The sequence below is a fragment of the Bradyrhizobium sp. SZCCHNR1015 genome, assembly GCF_032489875.1.
In the GTDB taxonomy this organism is placed as follows: domain Bacteria; phylum Pseudomonadota; class Alphaproteobacteria; order Rhizobiales; family Xanthobacteraceae; genus Bradyrhizobium.
On sequence record NZ_JAUEYW010000012.1, the window covers coordinates 67,420 to 86,125 of the forward strand.

Below are 18,706 nucleotides of genomic sequence, written 5' to 3' on the forward strand. Positions count from 1 at the left end.
CGGGCATCCGGCTCGGCGGCACTGTCGTGACCAATGCCGTGGGGTACTGGCTTCCCGCGGGACGATGGCGTGTGCCGTCGGCGATGTGATTGCTTGACCGCGGCCGTTGCCAGGGCCAGATTGCTGGACGATCAGAACAGATCGCTCTGCAGTGTGGCCGTTCATCATGCTCTCCGATCTGGCTGCACTGGCGGCTGCTTTCAGCATCGCTGTCAGCAACCTCATTGCGCCGTCGGCCGTTCGCCAACTCGGTCCCGTCAGGTTCAACGCGATCCGTCTCGCAGCGGCGCTCCTCACCATGCTGGCCCTGGTGACGCTGCAAGGCCGCTGGGCCGCGCCGCCGGGGGATCAGCTGCTGATGCTGGCTGCATCGAGCCTGCTCGGGGTCGTCGTCGCCGACTCCTGCTTCTATGCTGCACTGGCGCGACTGGGGCCACGCCTGACGGCCGTCGTCTATGCCAGCTGGGCTGCATTTGCGGCCGTGCTCGGCTATTTGTGGCTTGGTGAAGCACTGTCGGCGATCAAGATCATGGGAGTAGGGTGTATCGTCGGCGGCGTGTCCGTCGCAATCATCTTCAGGCAGCCTGGCACCATCGCCCAGGAGACACACGGCTCGCTGCGCGTGGGGCTCGTGTTCGGTCTCGCGGCGGCGCTGTTCGCAGCGGCGGCTGTCCTGATCGCGCGTCCCGTGATGGCTGCCGGCCTCGACCCGGCGTTGGCCACGTCCATTCGTGCCGCGATCGGATTGGCAGCCTTGCTCACTTTGTCCGCCGTTCCGGGTTTCCGCAACTCGGTCGCGGTGGATAGATCAATCGTCATCCGATCGGCGCTCAGCGGTGTGCTCGGGATGGGCATCGGCATGACGCTCGTCTTGTTTGCTCTGACGAGCCGGCCCGTTGGAATCGTTTCTAGCCTGTCGTCGACGACGCCCGTCATGATCCTGCCGCTGCTGTGGTGGCGCACCGGGCGAAGGCCCGCGCCGGCGGCCTGGCTGGGCGCCGTGCTGGCCGTAGCAGGCGTCATCGCCATCACCTGCGGATTGTGAGCCCGCGGTAGCGGCGCCGCGCACACGCTCGCCGTACTCTCTCCTTGGTTGGTGCCGTTTCGAAACATCTCTCCATGCTTCCGCCCCACGCTGTCCGAAATCTCGGTGGAGAAGAATGCGCCGCCCGCGAGAGGGCGATCATCGTCGGCGTGAGGCGGGAGAAGCATGGTCGAGATCGACGTCGCGGCTTTCTTGAGATCATGCACACCGGCCACCATCCGCCTGACGATGCTGAGCGCGGCGCTCGGCCTGTCGGGCTGCGCCACGGCGCAGATGACGCAGAGCGGTGCGCTTGCATCCTATCAGGCGCTGGCGGAATCGAACGGCGTGCTCGCCAAGTCGCAGCTCAACGTCGACAAGGACAATGTGCTCGCGGCGCAGACCGTGCGCATCACGCCGACATCCTTTTCGGGGCAGGCCGGCGCGGTGCTGACGGACCAGCAGCGACAGCTCGTCGCCAATGCCGTCGACCGCGCGCTGTGTCTCAATTTGAGCGAACGCTTCACGGTCGTGCCGGCCAATCAGAAGGCCGATCTGACGACGCGGACCTTCATCACCCAGGCGACGCCGACCGATCCGGTCGCGGCAGGCGCGTCCAAGGTCGTGTCTGCCGTGCCGGGTGCGCTCGGGGTGCCCGTGCCGGTGCCGCGGCTGCCGATCGGGCTCGGCAGTCTCACGATGGAGGCTGAAGCGCTCGACCGCAAGGGCCGGCAGCAGGCTGCGATGGTGTGGGCGCGCGGCGCCAACTCGTTCACCAACTCGCCGGTGCTGTCGCAGGCCGGCGATGCCTACGATCTGGCAAGTTCGTTCAGCGCCGATTTCGGCCAGATGCTCGTGACCGGAGAGACCCCGTTCGGCAAGCCACCGAAGCTGCCGTCGATCGAACGCATCGGCGCGGCGCTCGGCGGCAAGCCGAAGAACGCGGCGTGCGAGGCGTTCGGCAGGGACCCCGGGCTCATCGGCATGGTCGCCAACCGTCTGGGCGCCCCGCCGGAATGGGTCGACAAGGGGGCTGTGCCGAGCGACGCCCAGGCGAGCACGCAGATGGCGAAGCAGTAGCGGTCATCTGCATCCGCATGCCACCGCAAAGCGAGACGCGGCGCGATGCGGCTGCATCGGAAAAAGCGTTGATGCGGCGTGATGCTGGCACGCCTCGGGGCGCGGCCGGCGCGCGCTATTCCGCCGCCTCGCTCTTGCCCTCGATCAGCAGCACGTCGAGGCTCTCGATCTCCTGCATCGCGCGGCCGGCGATGCCTTGGAGATCGCCATAGAGGCCCGCCGTCGAATCCAGCACGCCGCGCAGTTGCTCCTCGCGCTTGGCCCACAGACGCATCATGGTTTTGCGCTCGCGGTCGAGATCCGACTGCATCTCGGTGAAGCGCTCGACGATGGCATCGATGCGGTGGCGGAAGCGGGGGCCCGTGAGATAGGCGTAGACCATCTCCATCTTGGTCTGCTGGCCCTCCTGCGCGAGCTTGCTGCAGGCGACGTCGATCAGCGACTGCCGCAGTGCCAGCGACAGCGGCAGCGCGAAGCGGGGCTCGGCGACCCAGACGCCGTCGATCAGGTCGAAGCCGTCGACCCCCTTGGGTAGCGCGCTCGAGACGATCAGCGCGATGTCGGCCTTGGCGGCGCGCAGGTCGTCGCGCAGCTTCACCAGCCAACCATCGCTCCAGTTCTTGGTGCGCTTGGATTCCCACAGGATCGCGCCGCAGGCCTGCCCGCCCGGGCCGACCACGCGATGGATCACGTCGCCGCCGAACTCGCCCTTTGGCACCGGCTCGACCAGGTCGCGGGGAAAGCGCGCGCGCAATTGCGATTCCAGCTCGATCTCCAGCGCCTCGCCCTGAAGCTGCTGCGAGCCTTGCTCGGCCTTGCGGCGAAGCTCCTCGATCTGCCGCTGCATGCCGGCGATCTGGGTCTCCTTCTCGGCGACCTTGGCCTTCAGCGAATCCTCAGCCTCGAGCCGGGCCTTGTCGCGGACGGCGGCGAGATTCTCCTGCACCTTGGTCTCGATGGTGAGATCGAGCTCGCGGCGGGCCTCGTCGAGCTCGCGCTGCTTGCGCAGCATCTCGGCCTGGGCCTTCTGTGCGTCGGCGAGCTTGGCGTCCTTGCTGACGATGGCCTCGTGCAGCTCGGCGAGCTGGCGATCGCGGTTGCCCATCTCATCGGCCACCGCCTGCCGCGCCTTCTCGGCTTCGGTCTGCGCGATCGCGGCGCGTTCGGCCTTCAGCTTGGCGGCGACCTGCTGGTCGATCGCGGCCTTGGCCTGCGCGATCTGCGCCTGCGCGGCCGTGAGCTGCGCCTCGCGGCGGCCGAAATCGGCTTCTTTCGCCTGGAGCTGCTTCTCGAACTGCCGGCGCGTCTCCGCGATCAGGGGCGCTGCGAGCTGCTCGGTCAGCTTGATCTCGGTGCGGCAGGAGGGGCAGACGATCTGAGGATCGGTCATGATTCGCATCCTTCCATGAAGGCCGAATCTACCCGGCCGCCGCGCGGGCTTTAACCCACGCGGGCGGCTTATCCCACGCAATTATCCGCGATTCACGCAGGCCCCGCGTCAGGCGCCGTGCGCTGCCGGCTCGACTGAATCGCTCGCCTCCGGCGTCTTGATCCGGAACCAGGCGACATAGAGCGCCGGCAGGAACAGCAGGGTCAGCACGGTGCCGACGATGATGCCGCCCATCATCGCATAGGCCATCGGACCCCAGAACACTTCGCGCGCGATCGGGATCAGCGCCAGCGAGGCCGCGGCTGCTGTCAGCATGATCGGCCGCATGCGGTGCTCGGTCGCCTCCATCACGGCCTCCCATGGCGGGCGGCCTTCGTCGCGCAGATGCTCGATCTGCACGATCAGGATCACCGAGTTGCGGATCAGGATGCCGATCAGCGCGAGCACGCCGAGGATGGCGACGAAGCCGAGCGGCGCACCGCTCGGCAGCAGCGCCGCGACGACGCCGATCAAGGCCAGCGGCGCGACCGCGAACACCAGGAACAGGCGCTGGAAGCTCTGCAACTGCAGCATCAGGATCGTGGCCATGGTGAACAGCATGATCGGAACGACCGCGATGATCGGCGCCTGGCTCTTGGCGCTCTCCTCGACGCTGCCGCCGGTGACGACCTGATAGCCGGCCGGAAGCCTGGCGTTGAACGCCGCAAGGGCGGGCTTGAGCTGATCGACCACCGTGTTCGGCTGTACCTGATCGATGACGCTGGCCTTCAGGGTCAGCGTGGGCTGCCGCGAGCGGCGCCAGATCTCGGGCTGCTCGATCTGGTAGCGCAAGGTCGCCAGCGCCGCGAGCGGGATCGACTGGCCGTTCGAGCCCGACAGCTGCAGGTCGCGTAGGGTCTCCAGCGATTGCCGCTCCTTGGCCTGGGCGCGGCCGCGCACGTCGATCAGATAGATGTCGTCGCGCACCTGGGTGATCGAGGTGCCGTCGAGCACGCCGTTCAACGCGTTGGCGATGTCGGAGGACGTGACGCCGAGCTGGCGGGCCTTGTCCTGCAGGACGTCGACCTTCACGACACGCGCCGGCTCCATCCAGTCGAAGATGACGGCGCCGAGATGGCTGTTGCCGCGCATGACGCCGGCGAATTCCTGCGCTGTCTCGCGCACCTTTGCGACATCAGGCCCGCTGACACGGTACTGCACGGGGCGGCCGACCGGCGGGCCGATGTCGAGCAGGTGCACATAGGCGTCGGTGCCGGGGAACGTCTTGGTGAGATAGGCCTGCAGCTTGGCGCGGGCGCGGTCACGCGCCTCGAGGCTCTTGGTGACGATGATGATCTGGCCGAACGAGACGTCGGCGGGCTGCACGTCGAACGACAGCACGAAGCGCTGCGCGCCGGAGCCGACATAGGTCGACCAGTGGTCGATGTCGGGATCGCCCTTCAGCGCCTCCTGTTCGAACTTCGCCATCTGCGCGTTGGTCTCGGCGATCGAGGAATTCTGCGGCAGGTTGAAGTCGATCACCAGCTCGGTGCGGTCGGAGGAGGGGAAGAACTGCTGCTGCACGAAGCGCATGCCGAACACCGACAGGCCGAAGATCAGGACCGTGGCGACGATCGTGGTCCAGCGGTTGCGCATGCAGGCATTGAGCATGGCGCGAAATATCCGCGTCAGCCGGCCGCCTTCGGCATGGTGACTCGGCAAGGTCGCGGGCAGGATGGTGACGCCGAGCAGCGGCGCAAACAGCACGGCCACGATCCAGGACACGACGAGCGACACGGCGATCACCACGAACAGCGTGAAGGTGAACTCGCCGGCGGCGCTGCTGTTGAGGCCGATCGGAATGAAGCCGGCGACCGTCACCAGCGTGCCCGTCAGCATCGGGAACGCCGTCGAGGTGTAGACGTAGGTCGCGGCCTTGCGCAAGGAGTCGCCCACCTCGAGCCGCGCCACCATCATCTCGACCGCGATCATGGCGTCGTCGACCAGCAGGCCGAGCGCGATGATCAGCGCGCCCAGCGAGATGCGCTGCAGCGAGATGCCGGTGTAGGCCATGAACAGGAAGGTGATCGCGAGCACCAGCGGAATCGAGATCGCGACCACGAGGCCGGCGCGGACGCCGAGGCTGACGAAGCTGATCGCGAGCACGATGATGACGGCTTCGTACAGCGCCTTGGTGAAGCCGCCGACCGCTTCCTCGACGATCTTGGGCTGGTCCGAGACCAGATGCACGCCGACGCCGACCGGCAGATCGGCCACGACCTTGGTCATCTCCTCTTTCAGCGCCTCGCCGAAATCGAGCAGGTTGGCGCCGGCCTTCATGCCGATGGCAAGCCCGATCGCGGGCTGGCCGTTGAAGCGGAACAGCGAGGTCGGCGGATCCTCGTAGCCGCGGGTGATGGTGGCGACGTCGGTGAGCGGGAAGAAACGGTCGTTGATGCGCAGGTTGATCGCCTTGAGGCTCTCCTCGGAGGTGAACTGGCCGGAGACGCGTACCGCGACCCGCTCGGGGCCGGCCTGCAGCACGCCGGACGGCGACACCGCATTCTGCGCCTGCAGCGCGTTGAGGATGGTGCGCTGGTCGATGCCCAGCGCGGCGACCTTGCGTGGCGAGAATTCGAGATAGATCACCTCGTTCTGCGCGCCGACGATGTCGACGCGGCCGACATTGGGCACGGTCAGCACCTTGGCGCGGACCTCCTCGACGCGGTCGCGCAACTGGCGCTGGCTGAGGCCATCGCTGGTGAAGGCGTAGATGTTGCCGAACACATCACCGAAGCGGTCATTGAATCCTGGCCCGACGACGCCGGACGGAAAGTCGCCCTTGATGTCGTTGATCAGGTTGCGCACCTGCAGCCAGGTCGGGACGACGTCGCGCGCCTTGGTCGTGTCGCGCAGGTTGACGAACACCGTGGTCTGGCCGGGCACGGTCAGGCTCTTGGTGTAGTCGAGCGCCGGCAGCTCCTCGAGCTTCTTCTCGATGCGGTCGGTGACCTGCCGCGTCATCTCCTCGGCGGAGGCGCCGGGCCATTTGGCCTGGATCAGCATCGTCTTGATGGTGAAGGACGGATCCTCCTCGCGGCCGAGATGCACGTAGGAGAAGAGGCCCGCAGCCATGAAGGCGATCATGAAATACCAGACGAGCGAGCGGTGCTCGAGCGCCCAGTCGGAGAGGTTGAAGGACTTCACGGCTGAGATTCCTGATCGATGCGGACGGACTGGCCATCCTTGAGACTGTGCACGCCGGCGGTGACGACACGCTGCCCGGGTTCGAGGCCGCCGGTGACGCGGATGCTGCCGTCCTCGTTGCGGGCGACCATGATCTCCTGGCGCTTGACGGAGTTGTTGGCGTCATCCACCAGCCAGACGAAGCTCTTGCCGTCCTGCTCCAGGATCGCCGTCGACGGCAATCGGATGACGGTCCGTTGTTCGGTGTTCACGGTCGCGGTGACGGTGGTGCCGAGCCGCATGGTTTCGGGCGGGTTGTCGAGCGTGATGCGGACGCGACGCGTGCGCGTCGTGGCGTCGGCGCGCGGCGCGATCTCGCGGACCTTCGCGGTCGTGCTGATGGTCGGATCGACCTGCAGCCGCACCGTGAACGGCGTACCGACCTGCAGCGCGCCCGCAATGTCGTCGCCGACGTCGATGACCGCCTCGCGAATGTCGGGCCGCGCCACCGTGACCACGCTTTGGCCGGGCGAGACGACCTGTCCGACTTCCGCGCCGACGGCCGTGACGATGCCGGCGAAATCGGCCTTGAGCTGGGCGTAGCCGAGTTGCTCGCGCGCCTTGGCGAGGTTGGATTGCGCCTTGATCACGGAGGCCTGGGCGGCCGCACGCGACTGCTCGGCGCTCTCCAGCGTCGCCTTGGTGGTGGCGTCGGTTTCCAGCAGGGTGCGCTGCCGGCCCTCGGTGCCGGTCGCGTTGGTGAGCTGCGCCTGGCTGCGCGAGACCTCGGCGGCCGAGGCGCGCACGGCGAGTTCGAGCGCGGCGGGATCGATCGCCGCCACGACCTGGTCCTGTTTGACCATGTCGCCGACATAGACGGGCCGCGCGATCAGGCGTCCGAGCACGCGGAAGCTGAGATCGGCCTTGTAGCGCGGCTCGATCGTGCCGGTGACCGTCGAGACGTTGGCCGTCTGCCGTTCGACCTTCATCGACAGCACCGGCCGGACCGGATCGGGAGCGGCGGCCTTCTCGTTGCAGCCGGCGAGCAGAGCGAGCGCGCCGAGCGGAAGAACACAGCGCATCGGCGTCATCACGACCGCTTCTCCTCGTTGAATGTGATCTGTTGGCCGACGCTGAGCAGCTTGCCGCCGTCGGTCACGACGCGGTCTCCCGGTCGCAGTCCGGCCGACACCACGATCGCGCCGGTCTCATAGTCCTCGATCGTGATCGGCTTCAGCGACACCGTCTTGTCGCCGTCATCGACCAGCCAGACTGCCGGCGTCTTGCCGGCGGCGGTCAGCGCGCTCCACGGCAGCACGATGCGCTGCTCCGGCTTGATGAAGCCGGTGGCGCTGACGGCGCGGCCGAGGATCATCTCCGGCGGCGGATTCTCGATCGCAATCTTGACGCGGACGGTGCCCGATTTCGGATCGATGGTCGGCGACACCTCGCGCACCGTGCCCTTGGCCGTGACCGAGGGATCCGACAGCAGCGCCAGCGCGACCTTGCTGTCGTCGAATTTGAGCGACAGCGCGGCTTCGTAGACGTCGATGACCGCGTCGCGGTCGCCGTCATGCGCGAGCGTGAACACGGACTGCGCGGCCTGGGCGACCTGCCCGACCTCGATGTTGCGCGCGGTGATGGTGCCGTCCGCGTCGGCGCGGAGCTCGGTGTAGGTCAGGGCGTCCTTGGCGGTGTCGCGCTGGGCCTTGGCGGCCTCCAGCGATCCCTCCGCCGTGCGCAGCGTCTCCTGGGCCTGGTCGAAGGTCGCGCGCGTCGTGAAGCCGCTCGTGATCAGCGTCTGCTGGCGGTTGAAATTGGAGGTTGCGACCTTTACCTGCGACTCCGCGGCCGCCACGGCGGCCTCCGCGGAATCGAGATCGGCCTGCTGCTCGGCCGGATCGATCCTGGCGAGCAACTGGCCGGCCTTGACGTGCGCGCCGACCTCCACGAGCCGCTCGGTGACGCGGCCGCTGACCCTGAACGACAGGTCTGCGAGCACCCGCGCCTGCACGTCACCGGTCAGCGTGATCGATTGCCGGCGCTCCGACAGCCTGACCACCTCGGTTCGCACCAGCCGTGACGGCGGCGCGGTTGCGGCCGTTTTCTGCTCGCACCCGGCCAGCAGCAGGCCGACGGCAGCGCAGCCGGCCGCGGCCAGCAGGCGTGAGCCCGGTGCCCGAAGGAAAGAGGATCCTGTGAATGGAGACATGGTCGTATCTTCGGCCCGGTTGGGTGGTGGCGATCATTCCCGTCCTGCCGCGCAAGCACGCAGGGACCGGAAAGCACCTGTTGGTCGTCAGCAGCCCGCAAAACCCGCTCGCCGTTGCAGGCAAGCAGGTTCACGCGAAAGTTGAACACCATCCTCTTGACAGTGCGTGAATTAGACAATCAAATCTAGAATAATTCGTCTAGTAACATTCTCGTGGCGGTTTCGAATTTCCCCCTGTGCGGGCTGCCGGGCGCTCCCGTTGGGACGTCGGCCAGCGCTGCCGCCGCGGCGAGCCAAGGCATGACGCGAACGTGCGACGCAAAGCTGCGACCGACCTGAATGCCCCCGTGCGCACGACATCACGTGCGCCGCGGCAGGCGCGTGGCCGTGAGCGCCGCGAGCAGTTGCTCGACGCGACAGCCGCCATCATCGCCGAGTCCGGGATCGGTGCCGTCAGCATGCATGCCGCGGCCCAGCGCGCCGGCGCGTCGATCGGCTCGGTCTATCACTTCTTCCGCGACAAGGATCAGATGCTCGATGCGCTCGCCGAGCGTCACGATGCCGAGCTGCAGCCGGCGTTCGACCGCGTGGTGCAGCGAAGCGATGCGGAATGGGCGGCGATGTCGCCGCCGCAGGTCATCGAGCAGTTGATTGGCTGGGCGATCCGCTACTTCGTTCGCCACCCCGATGCGCTGGCGACGCTCGATCTGCACGACCAGACCATGCACGCCGAGTTCAGGGTCGTCATCGACCGCGTCATGCGCGCCAGGCTCGGCGACGAACTCGGCAGGCAGGCGGCCACGACGCTCGATGCCGTCGTGCTCGGGACACTGCTGTTCACGCGCGAGCAGGATCCGCGCAGCCGCGATGTCGTCGTCGCAGCGCTGCCCGAGATGATGGCTACCTATCTGAGCGCTCTCGAGGCGAAGCGGAAGCGGACGAAGGGATGAGGTACAGCCGGCGTATCGAGGCGATCAGCGCGGCGATTTGAACGGCCACGTGCTGCTCTTCCGATGTGTCGCCACCGAGCACGGCGTCGTCGCGTCCGCAATCGGCTGGTTCGGAAGGATGATCTGGTCGTCGCCGTTCCAGCGGTCGAACTCGTAGCACCATTGCCATTCTCCGATGTGCGGTATCCCTGTTCGTCAGCGCGCGATCGCCAGACGGAGAATCCCCTCATCGCGCGGGTTCGGCCGGCGATGGCGTGTCGACATGATCCATCGTCGTCATCGACAGCGGCTGCGTTTCGTCGACGCGAGCGGAGCGATCGCTGCGATGTGCCAGCCGTCGCTCGCCGGTCCGGTCGCGCCTGATGACGATCCCTTCGACCAGCCGGGCCACGACGCCGACCACGGCAAAGCTCAAGAGCAGCGAGATGCACAGCAGCCCCAGATAGAGCTTCAGTACCGAGCTTGCGAAGCAGGCAAGCGCGATGAGCACGACAATGGCCAGCCGGCCTTTGACGGAGATCGACATGATGGGGCGTTTCGCTGAGAGCTGATTGTGGGCGCCACTCTAGCGCCATGTTTTCTGCAGCCAAGCCGCGTCCCAACGGGTGGTAAATTTTGCCGCAAGCTCATGACGACAATCGGATGTGCTCCAGCTCAATCGTCGTCGCATGCATCGCAGTTCAACTCCGCGTTGCGAAAATCCGGTTGTCCTTGTGCCGGCTTCACGCAATCGTCGTGGGGAACCGAGCGAGCATCCATTGCCGCGCGCGCGATGAGCGGAGCTGTCAGCCGCACAGCGAAGCGCTTGCGGGCCGCAGCGCAACTAACTGCGCTACCATCGAGACATGGCGGCGCATTGCGCGGACGCGCTGGCGCGCCTTTGCCCGCCCCATAGACTGCCTCGGGGAGGCAAAGCAGCGGTCGTCATGCCGGCGGCAACTGCGACCGCTATTGCGCACCGGCCCACGCCGCGAGCACGGCGCGCTCCTCGCCGGTGATCTCGGTGATGTTGCCGGGCGGCATGGCGCTCGACCACGCGGCGTTGCGTGCGATCAGCCGCGCGTTGCGCTGGATGTCGTCGGCAGTGTCGAGCCGCACGCCCCTGGGCGCCGTGACGATGCCGTCCCATACGGGCTCGGCGGCGTGGCACATGCTGCAGCGGGAGGTTACGATCTCCTCGACCTGCGCGAAGCGTGGCGGCGCGCTCGTGGCCGCCTTGGCGTCGCGAGGGCCCGCTGCGGACAGCAGCAGGATGCCGATCATGCCCGCGGCTGCGACGCCCCACACCCACCATGGCGACGGATGACCCTTGTGACGCTCGTTGAAGAAATGGCGGATCACCGGGCCGAGCGCGAGCACGATGGCGACGATCGCCCAGTTGTAGCGGGTGCCGAACAGGAGCGGATAGTGGTTGCTGATCATCAGCACCACCACCGGCAGGGTCAGATAGTTGTTGTGGACCGAACGCTCCTTGCCGGCCTTGCCGAGCCTGGGGTCCGGCGCTTGGCCTGCGAGCAGCGCGGCGACGATCTTCTTCTGGTTGGGGATGATCACGGCAAACACGTTGGCGACCATGATGGTACCGATGATCGCGCCGATCTGGTTGAAGGCGCCGCGGCCGCTCAGCACATGGGTGAAGGCGTAGGTGAGCGCGACGAGAAAGACGTAGCCGCCGATCGCGAACGGCAGCTCCTGCCGGGCGAGGCCGCTGCGGCAGGCGGCCTCGTAGAGCAGCCACGCCAGCGCCAGCGAGCCGAAGCTGAACAGGCCGGCCTGGAGGGGCGTGAGATCGAGGATCGATTTGTCGACCAGGAACAGGTCGGCGTTGAGATAGTACACCACGATCATCAGCACGAAGCCGGACAGCCAGGTGGTGTAGGCCTCCCATTTGAACCAGGTCAGTTCGCTCGGCATCTGCGCCGGCGCCACCAGATATTTGACGATATGGTAGAAGCCGCCGCCATGGACCTGCCAGGCCTCGCCCATCACGCCGTTGGGCAGGTTTTCACGCGGCTTCAGGCTCAGGTCCAGCGCGATGAAGTAGAACGAGCTGCCGATCCAGGCGACCGCGGCGATCACGTGCAGCCAGCGGAAGATCAGGCTCAGCCATTCCGATATGATCGAGGCCCACATCGTGCGCTCATCTCCTTCGACAGGGCAAGCCCAGAGGCGAGTGCCTGCGTCCCATCTGTGGCATCGATCGCATCTGATTTCCAGCACGTCGCTGTGGCAGTCGGTGCACAACAGATTAGCTGCCATGTGCGCGTGACGCAGTGGACTCCGGCGGCGCGATTGCGTTCAATGTGGCGGTCTGACAAGCGGGACGGGGCGGGATGACGAGACTGGTTCTGATCATGCTGGTGCTGGGACAGTTCGCTGGTGTGCCTCTGGCGATGGCGCAGACCGCCCCCAAGCAGAGCACGGCCAAGCGCGCCGATGCCTGCGCGCCGATCGGACGCACCGAGGACGGCAAGCTGGTCTATGCGATGAAATGCGAGAGCATCCCGAAGCCGGTCGCTCCCGCCGCCCCGCCACAGGCGGCCGCCCAGCCGTCGGAGCCGGCTGCGGAACCAGAGCCCGAGACCCAGCGGAGCGGGCTGTTCGGCTGGTCGTATGATCGCCGACCCAAGCCATAGCGCAGCCGTTTCCCCAGACCGCCTCATTCGCCGAACTTTTCCTGCAACTGCGGAAACAGCCGGTCCGGCTTGAACGGCGCGGCCGTGAAGCGGATGCCGGTCGCGGCGCGGATCGCGTTACCGAGCGCGGCGGCGACCGGATTGTACGGGCTCTCGCTCATCGACTTCGCCCCCAGCGGGCCGATCGTGTCGTGGGTATCGGCAAACAGCACCTCGGTGCGCGGAACGTCGGCATAGGACGGCAGATGATAGTCGCGGAAGCGCGGATTGATCACGCGGCCGGTGCCGTCGATCACGATCTCCTCGTACAGCGCGGCGCCGAGCGCTTGCGCCACGCCGCCCTCGATCTGGCCGCGGCACTGCATCGGGTTGGCGACCTGGCCGGCGTCCGCGGCCTGGACGCTCTTGAGGATCCTGACCTCTCCGGTCCCCTTGTTCACGGCGACACGAAAACCCTGGACGTTGAACGCGACCGAGCGCGGCGTGCCCTGCGAATTACCGCTCGTGGTGAGCGGCGCGCCGCTGGCCTTGGCGAGTTCGGCGAAAGCGAGACGATGTGCGCCACAGGTGATTGCATCATCGGCGATCACGCAGGCGCCGGGAGCGACGTTCCACCTGTCGGAGGCGAACCGCTTGATCGTCTCGGCCAACGCCTCCGCCGCCGCCTGGGTCGCGCGTCCCGCGACGAAGGTGCCGGTCGAGCCATAGGCGCCCGTGTCGTGGCCGCCATGGGCGGTGTCGGACTGTCTGAGGCTGATGCGATCGACGGTGGTACCGAGCACGGCCGCGGCGATCTGGCGATGCACCGTGCTGGTGCCGTTGCCGAACTCGGCGGTGCCGACGGTGAGCACGAAGCCGCCGTCGTCGCGCAGGCTGATCACGGCGTCGGCGCAGTGGCCGTCGGGCGGCACGGTGTCGATCATCGTCAGCGCGATGCCGTCGCCCTTCAGCCACTCGGCCGACAGCTCCGGCGTCGGCGTGGCCTCGGCCATGGCGCGCTCGACCAGATCGAGGCACTGGTCGAGCCCGTAGGAGCCGTACAGCACGTCGCTATGCCCGGATGCCGGCGGCGCCAGCATGGGATCTCCGGGCCTGATGATGTTGCGGCGTCGCATCTCGAACGCGTCGATGCCGAGCTGCCGCGCAAGCTCGTCGATCGCGGCTTCGACCGCGAAGGTGGTTTGCGGCAGGCCGTAGCCGCGATAGGCGCCGGCCGGCACCGTGTTGGTATAGACGGCGATCCCGTCGACCTTCTTGTTCGGACAATTGTACACCGAGATCGACTCGGCGCAGGCATGGAACAGCACGGGCCCGGCGTGATTGCCATAGGCGCCGGTGTTGGAGAGCACGTCGAGCTGCAGCGCCGTCAGCTTGCCATCCTTGTCGGCCCCGGCCTTGACGGTGACGCGCATCGGATGCCGCGTCGAGGTGGCGATGAACTGCTCCTCCCGGGTGAATTCGAGCTTCACCGGCCGCCTTGTCTTCAGCGCCGCCAGCACCAGGATATCCTCGACGAACATCTCCTGCTTGCCGCCGAAGCCGCCGCCGACGCGCTCGCAGAACACGCGCACCTTGTCGGGCTTGAGGTCGAAGATCTCGCACAGCGCCCGCTTCGTCAGGAACGGCACCTGAGTGCTGGAGCGGACGGTGAGCACGCCGTCGTCGTCGAGCCAGACAAGCCCGCCATGGGTTTCCAGAGCGGCGTGCTGCACGCGCTGCGTGGTGAAGGTGCCTTCATAGCTCGCGGCGGCCGACGCAAGCGCGGCGGCGACGTCGCCGAACTCGCCGTGGGTCTCGGCGACGATGTTGCGGCCGACGTCGGCGATGCGATGTTCGCTGCCGCGGCCGGCGTGAATGATCGGCGCACCGGGCGTGATCGCGTCAGCGGGATCGACCACGGCAGGCAGGATCTCGTAGTCGACGACGAGGCGCCGGCAGGCCTCTTCGGCCGCGGCCTCGGTCTCGGCGACGACGGCCGCGACCTTCTGGCCGATGAAGCGGACGACGTCGTCGAGCACGCGGGTGTCCGCCGGATCCATCCAGGCCTGCTCATGGCGCGCGGTCGAGAACAGCGTCGCCGGCGCATCCTCGTGCGTCAGCACGGCATGCACGCCAGGTACTGCCAGCGCGGCCCTCTTGTCGATGCCGACGATGCGCGCATGCGCGTGCGGCGAGCGCGCGAGCTTGACGTGCAGCAGGCCGTCGATCGTGGTATCGAAAGTATAGCGCGCCCGGCCGCGCACCACGTCGGGGCCGGCAGGGGCGGGCAGGCTGCGCCCGAAGGCTTCGCCGGCCGCGACCTGCTCGACGTGAACGTGGCCGAGCAGCGCGTCCTCGATGGCGCGATAGCCGGTGCAGCGGCACAGATTGCCCTTCAGCGCCGCGCCGAGATCCTTCTTCTGCGCCTGATTCAGCGAGGCACAGGTGACGATCATGCCGGCGGTGCAGAAGCCGCATTGGAACGCCTGCGCATCGAGGAAGGCCTGCTGCATCGGATGCAGGTCGTCATCGGCGGCGAGACCTTCCACGGTCGTGACCGCCTTGCCCTCGGCGCGAAAGGCGGGGATCAGGCAGCTATGCACCGGTTCGCCGTCGAGCAGCACGGTGCAGGCACCGCAGTCGCCGGCGTCGCAGCCCTTCTTGACGCCGAAATGGCCGGTGTCGCGCAGAAGGGTCCGCAGGCATTGTCCGGCGCGCGGCGCGGTGTCGACTTCCCTGCCATTGACGATCACGCTCATGGCCTGAAGTCCGCGAGCTCGGCGCGAATCTCCTCAGCGAGGCGCAGGGTCATCGCCTTGCGCCAGGCAGGCTTGCCATGAACATCGTCGTGGTACGACGCATCTGGAATTTCGACGAGCAGGCCGGCGCGCAACGTGGTCGCGTCGGGCATGCTGGCAAAGCGCAGTTGCTGCGGCTTGATGGTCGATCCGGTCACGGTGAGCAGCAGGTCGCCGTCGCGGCCCGACGTGCCGATCAGCAGTGCGCCGGAGCGCCCGACCGGCGTCAGCGCGATCTGGCGGAAAGCGCCGCGGCGCTTCAGCGCAGCCAGCGGAATGTCGATCTGCCGCAGCAGATCTCCGGGCGCGAGCACGTTGCTGTTGTTGCCGGTGACGAAATCGGCGACGGGGACGCGCTGCTCGCCTCCGTCATTCTTCCATATCAAGCAAATGCCCTCGAGCGCGGCGAGCAGCGAGATCATCGGCCCGGCCGGCAGCGACATGCAGAGATTGCCGCCGACGGTCGCCGTCTTCCAGATCTTGAACGAAGCCAGGAACGCGCGGCAGCATTGATCGATCAACGGCGCCGCGACCCACTCGGCCGGGCAGGACAGCCCGTCCAGCGCGGCGACGCTGCAGGTCGCGGCGATGCACAGGCCCTGATCGCTGATGCCGAGAGGCGTCCAGGCGAGATCGCTGAGATCGATCAGCCGCGACAGGCGCGCCTGCGGTTCCGAGAACAGCCACGTGCCGCCGGCCAGCCAGGCGTCGCCTGCCTGCCAGGCGGGCAGTTCGGCCCGCGTTCTCGGGCGCACGACCTCCGTGATGGTGTTCAGGTCCATGGTGATGCCAGCTCGTGGGCGCAGCCTGTCGCGGGTGGAATCCTTGCAAGACCAGCGCCAACTGGCAATAGGATGACGCTGGCCTTCCGCTTGCAAGCTACCGGCACATGCAAGCGCCCAATCACCGAGACGAGGCAGCCATGAGCACGACGCCGATCTGGATCAAGGACCCGCTCGCCATTCTCGCCGAGGGCGCCACGCGCGGTGTCGTCGTCAAGGACGGTCGCATCGTCGAGCTGGTGCCTGCCGGTGCCGAGCCGGCGACTGCGGGCGCGGTGGCCTATGATGCGAGCGCGCATGTCGTCATCCCTGGTCTGATCAACACGCACCATCACTTCTACCAGACGCTGACGCGCGCGCTGCCGGCTGCGATGGACCGCGAGCTGTTCCCCTGGCTCAAGGCGCTCTATCCGATCTGGGCGAAGCTGACGCCGGAGGCGTTGGATGCGGCGGTCACGGTCGCGATGGCCGAACTGATGCTGTCGGGCTGCACGACCACGACCGATCATCACTACGTTTTCCCCGCCGGGCTCGAAGATGCCGTCGGCATCGAGGTCGCGGTGGCGAAGCGGCTCGGCATCCGTGTGCTGCTGACCCGCGGCTCGATGAACCTGTCGGAGCGCGACGGCGGACTGCCACCGGACAGCGTGGTGCAGGACGAGGACACGATCCTCGCCGACAGCGCGCGCGTGGTCACGACCTATCACGAGCGCGGACCCGATGCGATGGTGCAGATCGCGCTGGCGCCGTGCTCGCCGTTCTCGGTGACGGGATCGCTGATGCAGAAGACCGCTGCGCTTGCCGATAAGCTCGACGTGCGGCTGCACACGCATCTCGCCGAGACGGAGGATGAGAACCGCTTCTGCGAGCAGATGTTCGGCTGCCGTCCGCTGGACTATCTCGAGAAGAACGGCTGGCTCGGCCCGCGCACCTGGCTGGCGCACGGCATCTTCTTCAATGCCGAGGAGATGAAGCGGCTCGGCAAGGCCAGGACCACGATCAGCCATTGCGCCTGCTCGAACCAGTTGCTTGCCTCCGGCTGCTGTCCGGTGTGCGAGATGGAGGAGGCGGGCGTCGGGATCGGCCTCGGCGTCGACGGCTCGGCGTCGAACGACGGCTCCAACCTGATGCAGGAGGTTCGTGCCGCATTCCTGCTGCAGCGGGCGCGCTATGGCGTTGGCCGGATCAGCCACAAGGATGCGCTGCGCTGGGCGACCAAGGGCTCGGCCGCCTGCGTCGGCCGGCCAGAGCTCGGCGAGATCGCGCTGGGCAAGGCCGCCGACCTCGCGCTGTTCAAGCTCGACGAGCTGCGCTTCTCGGGTGCAGGCGATCCGATCGCGGCGCTGGTGCTATGCGGCGCGCACCGCGCCGATCGCGTCATGGTCGGCGGCCGTTGGACCGTGGTCGACGGCGCAATTCCGGGACTGGACGTCGGCGGGCTGATCGATCGGCACAGCGCGGCAGCCAGGGCCATGCGGGGAGGGTGAAGCGCGCAGCGTTGGAAAATATTCGCTCGAGAACTCTCCCCGACTTGTGGGGGAGAGTTCTAGCGGTGTACTGCGTCTACTTGCCCGGCACCTTGTCGTCGACGCCCTTGACGTAGAAGTTCATGCCGAGAATCTGTCCATCGGCGAGATGGTCGCCGCCCTTGCACTCGATCTCCTTGCCATCCTGGCCGAGCACGGGGCACTTGAACGGGTGCAGCTTGCCGGCGGTGATCGCGGCCTGCGTCTCCTCGGCCAGCTTCTTCACGTCGTCAGGCATGTTGGTATAGGGCGCCATCTCGAACATCTTGGAATCGAGGCCGCCCCAGGTGTCCTCCGATTTCCAGGTGCCGTCGAGCTCGGCCTTGACGCGCGCGATGTAGTAGGGGCCCCAGGTGTCGAGGATCGAGGTGAGCTGCGCCTTGGGGCCGAACTTGATCATCTCGGAGTCCTGGCCGAAGGCGAGCTTGCCGCGCTCGGCCGCGATCTGCATGGCGGCCGGGCTGTCGGTGTGCTGCATGATGATGTCGGCGCCCTGGTCGATCAGCGCCTTGGCGGCGTCGGCTTCCTTGCCCGGGTCGAACCAGGTGTTGGCCCAGATGATCTTGACCTTGATGTTCGGATTCACCGTCTGCGCGCCGATGATCGTGGCGTTGATGCCCGAGATCACCTCGGGGATCGGGAACGAGCCGATATAGCCGAGCACGCCTGCCTTCGACATCTTGCCGGCGATGATGCCCTGGATGTAGCGGCCCTGATACCAGCGCGCCGAATAGGTCGACATGTTCTTGTCGCGCTTGTAGCCCGTGGCATGCTCGAAATGCACGTTGGGATACTTCTTGGCGACCTTCAGGGTCGGATCCATGTAGCCGAACGAGGTCGTGAAGATCAGCTTGTTGCCGGCGCGGACCAACTGCTCGATGGCGCGCTCGGCGTCCGGGCCTTCCGGTACGTTCTCCAGATAGGTCGTCTCGATCTTGTCGCCGAGCTCCTTCACCAGCGCCTGGCGCGCGAGCTCATGCTGATAGGTCCAGCCGAGGTCGCCGATCGGTCCGAGATAGATGAAGCCGACCTTCAGCTTGTCGGCGGCGTGCGCCACGCCGGCGATGCTTCCCGCCAGCACCAGCGCGGCGGCAGCCCCCAGAAGCCTTTTCATCATCGTCCATGTCTCCAAACAATCGGGGGGAAACCTCGTGAGCCAGAGCG

15 protein-coding genes are annotated in these 18,706 nt (G+C 67.1%); 6 read left to right on the plus strand and 9 right to left on the minus strand.

Going from position 1 to position 18,706, the window contains the following annotated elements; translation table 11 throughout:
* Positions 1 to 166: 166 nt before the first annotated feature.
* The gene (locus QX128_RS20795) at positions 167 to 1,045 is read left to right on the plus strand and encodes an EamA family transporter (protein WP_316238385.1); all 879 of its coding nucleotides are present in this window, start codon (positions 167 to 169) and stop codon (positions 1,043 to 1,045) included.
* A 165-nt stretch (positions 1,046 to 1,210) separates the two neighbouring features.
* Complete coding sequence (locus QX128_RS20800) at positions 1,211 to 2,104, plus strand: DUF3313 domain-containing protein (RefSeq protein ID WP_316238386.1); 894 nt, start codon at positions 1,211 to 1,213, stop codon at positions 2,102 to 2,104.
* Between the two features lie 115 nt (positions 2,105 to 2,219).
* Here the strand turns inward: QX128_RS20800 and QX128_RS20805 are convergent, their stop codons facing one another.
* From QX128_RS20805 to QX128_RS20820, 4 genes are all read right to left on the minus strand, one after another.
* Positions 2,220 to 3,494: a DUF2130 domain-containing protein gene (locus QX128_RS20805; RefSeq protein ID WP_316238387.1), complete on the minus strand. Its 1,275-nt coding sequence runs from the start codon at positions 3,492 to 3,494 to the stop codon at positions 2,220 to 2,222.
* Between the two features lie 108 nt (positions 3,495 to 3,602).
* Positions 3,603 to 6,680: an efflux RND transporter permease subunit gene (locus QX128_RS20810; RefSeq protein ID WP_316238388.1), complete on the minus strand. Its 3,078-nt coding sequence runs from the start codon at positions 6,678 to 6,680 to the stop codon at positions 3,603 to 3,605.
* Positions 6,677 to 7,753: an efflux RND transporter periplasmic adaptor subunit gene (locus tag QX128_RS20815; RefSeq protein ID WP_316217589.1), complete on the minus strand. Its 1,077-nt coding sequence runs from the start codon at positions 7,751 to 7,753 to the stop codon at positions 6,677 to 6,679. Before QX128_RS20815 ends, QX128_RS20810 begins: the two co-directional genes overlap by 4 nt.
* Positions 7,750 to 8,871 (minus strand): efflux RND transporter periplasmic adaptor subunit, encoded by a 1,122-nt coding sequence (locus tag QX128_RS20820; RefSeq protein ID WP_316238389.1) that lies wholly within the window; start codon positions 8,869 to 8,871, stop codon positions 7,750 to 7,752. Before QX128_RS20820 ends, QX128_RS20815 begins: the two co-directional genes overlap by 4 nt.
* On the opposite strand from QX128_RS20820, the gene QX128_RS20825 reads away from it, so the two are divergent.
* Positions 8,862 to 9,041, plus strand: coding sequence for a hypothetical protein (locus QX128_RS20825; protein ID WP_316238390.1), 180 nt, complete (start codon positions 8,862 to 8,864; stop codon positions 9,039 to 9,041). The two genes, QX128_RS20820 and QX128_RS20825, sit on opposite strands and share 10 nt — an antisense overlap.
* A gap of 141 nt (positions 9,042 to 9,182) precedes the next feature.
* Positions 9,183 to 9,821, plus strand: a complete 639-nt coding sequence (locus QX128_RS20830; RefSeq protein WP_315804396.1) for a TetR/AcrR family transcriptional regulator — start codon at positions 9,183 to 9,185, stop codon at positions 9,819 to 9,821.
* A gap of 226 nt (positions 9,822 to 10,047) precedes the next feature.
* On the opposite strand, the gene QX128_RS20835 is transcribed toward QX128_RS20830, so the two are convergent.
* Positions 10,048 to 10,347: a hypothetical protein gene (locus QX128_RS20835; RefSeq protein ID WP_316238391.1), complete on the minus strand. Its 300-nt coding sequence runs from the start codon at positions 10,345 to 10,347 to the stop codon at positions 10,048 to 10,050.
* A gap of 422 nt (positions 10,348 to 10,769) precedes the next feature.
* On the minus strand, positions 10,770 to 11,954 hold the full coding sequence (locus tag QX128_RS20840; protein ID WP_316238392.1) for a urate hydroxylase PuuD: 1,185 nt from the start codon (positions 11,952 to 11,954) through the stop codon (positions 10,770 to 10,772).
* A gap of 200 nt (positions 11,955 to 12,154) precedes the next feature.
* Here QX128_RS20840 and QX128_RS20845 point away from each other — a divergent pair, with 200 nt between their 5' ends.
* A complete protein-coding gene (locus QX128_RS20845) occupies positions 12,155 to 12,457 on the plus strand; it encodes a hypothetical protein (RefSeq protein WP_315804399.1) in 303 nt (100 codons plus the stop codon).
* A 23-nt stretch (positions 12,458 to 12,480) separates the two neighbouring features.
* Here the strand turns inward: QX128_RS20845 and QX128_RS20850 are convergent, their stop codons facing one another.
* Together QX128_RS20850 and QX128_RS20855 are read right to left on the minus strand one after the other, a co-directional pair.
* Positions 12,481 to 15,195 (minus strand): molybdopterin-dependent oxidoreductase, encoded by a 2,715-nt coding sequence (locus tag QX128_RS20850; protein WP_316238393.1) that lies wholly within the window; start codon positions 15,193 to 15,195, stop codon positions 12,481 to 12,483.
* The gene (locus QX128_RS20855) at positions 15,192 to 16,016 is read right to left on the minus strand and encodes an FAD binding domain-containing protein (protein WP_316177889.1); all 825 of its coding nucleotides are present in this window, start codon (positions 16,014 to 16,016) and stop codon (positions 15,192 to 15,194) included. The genes QX128_RS20850 and QX128_RS20855 overlap by 4 nt, the downstream gene beginning before the upstream one ends.
* A 140-nt stretch (positions 16,017 to 16,156) precedes the next feature.
* Between QX128_RS20855 and QX128_RS20860 the strand changes: the two genes are divergently transcribed.
* Entirely contained in the window at positions 16,157 to 17,503 is a 1,347-nt protein-coding gene (locus tag QX128_RS20860; RefSeq protein ID WP_315804402.1) for an 8-oxoguanine deaminase, read from the plus strand.
* 76 nt (positions 17,504 to 17,579) lie between these two features.
* Here the strand turns inward: QX128_RS20860 and QX128_RS20865 are convergent, their stop codons facing one another.
* On the minus strand, positions 17,580 to 18,659 hold the full coding sequence (locus tag QX128_RS20865) for a BMP family ABC transporter substrate-binding protein (RefSeq protein ID WP_315717790.1): 1,080 nt from the start codon (positions 18,657 to 18,659) through the stop codon (positions 17,580 to 17,582).
* Positions 18,660 to 18,706 lie beyond the last annotated feature (47 nt).

Bases quoted from the DNA above. Each gene is read 5' to 3' on its own strand.
- QX128_RS20860 (WP_315804402.1), top strand. From the start codon at position 16,157: ATGAGCACGACGCCGATCTGGATCAAGGACCCGCTCGCCATTCTCGCC.
- QX128_RS20795 (WP_316238385.1), top strand. From the start codon at position 167: ATGCTCTCCGATCTGGCTGCACTGGCGGCTGCTTTCAGCATCGCTGTC.
- QX128_RS20835 (WP_316238391.1), bottom strand. From the start codon at position 10,347: ATGTCGATCTCCGTCAAAGGCCGGCTGGCCATTGTCGTGCTCATCGCG.
- QX128_RS20805 (WP_316238387.1), bottom strand. From the start codon at position 3,494: ATGACCGATCCTCAGATCGTCTGCCCCTCCTGCCGCACCGAGATCAAG.
- QX128_RS20820 (WP_316238389.1), bottom strand. From the start codon at position 8,871: ATGTCTCCATTCACAGGATCCTCTTTCCTTCGGGCACCGGGCTCACGC.
- QX128_RS20850 (WP_316238393.1), bottom strand. From the start codon at position 15,195: ATGAGCGTGATCGTCAATGGCAGGGAAGTCGACACCGCGCCGCGCGCC.
- QX128_RS20840 (WP_316238392.1), bottom strand. From the start codon at position 11,954: ATGTGGGCCTCGATCATATCGGAATGGCTGAGCCTGATCTTCCGCTGG.
- QX128_RS20855 (WP_316177889.1), bottom strand. From the start codon at position 16,016: ATGGACCTGAACACCATCACGGAGGTCGTGCGCCCGAGAACGCGGGCC.
- QX128_RS20825 (WP_316238390.1), top strand. From the start codon at position 8,862: ATGGAGACATGGTCGTATCTTCGGCCCGGTTGGGTGGTGGCGATCATT.
- QX128_RS20865 (WP_315717790.1), bottom strand. From the start codon at position 18,659: ATGATGAAAAGGCTTCTGGGGGCTGCCGCCGCGCTGGTGCTGGCGGGA.
- QX128_RS20800 (WP_316238386.1), top strand. From the start codon at position 1,211: ATGGTCGAGATCGACGTCGCGGCTTTCTTGAGATCATGCACACCGGCC.
- QX128_RS20845 (WP_315804399.1), top strand. From the start codon at position 12,155: ATGACGAGACTGGTTCTGATCATGCTGGTGCTGGGACAGTTCGCTGGT.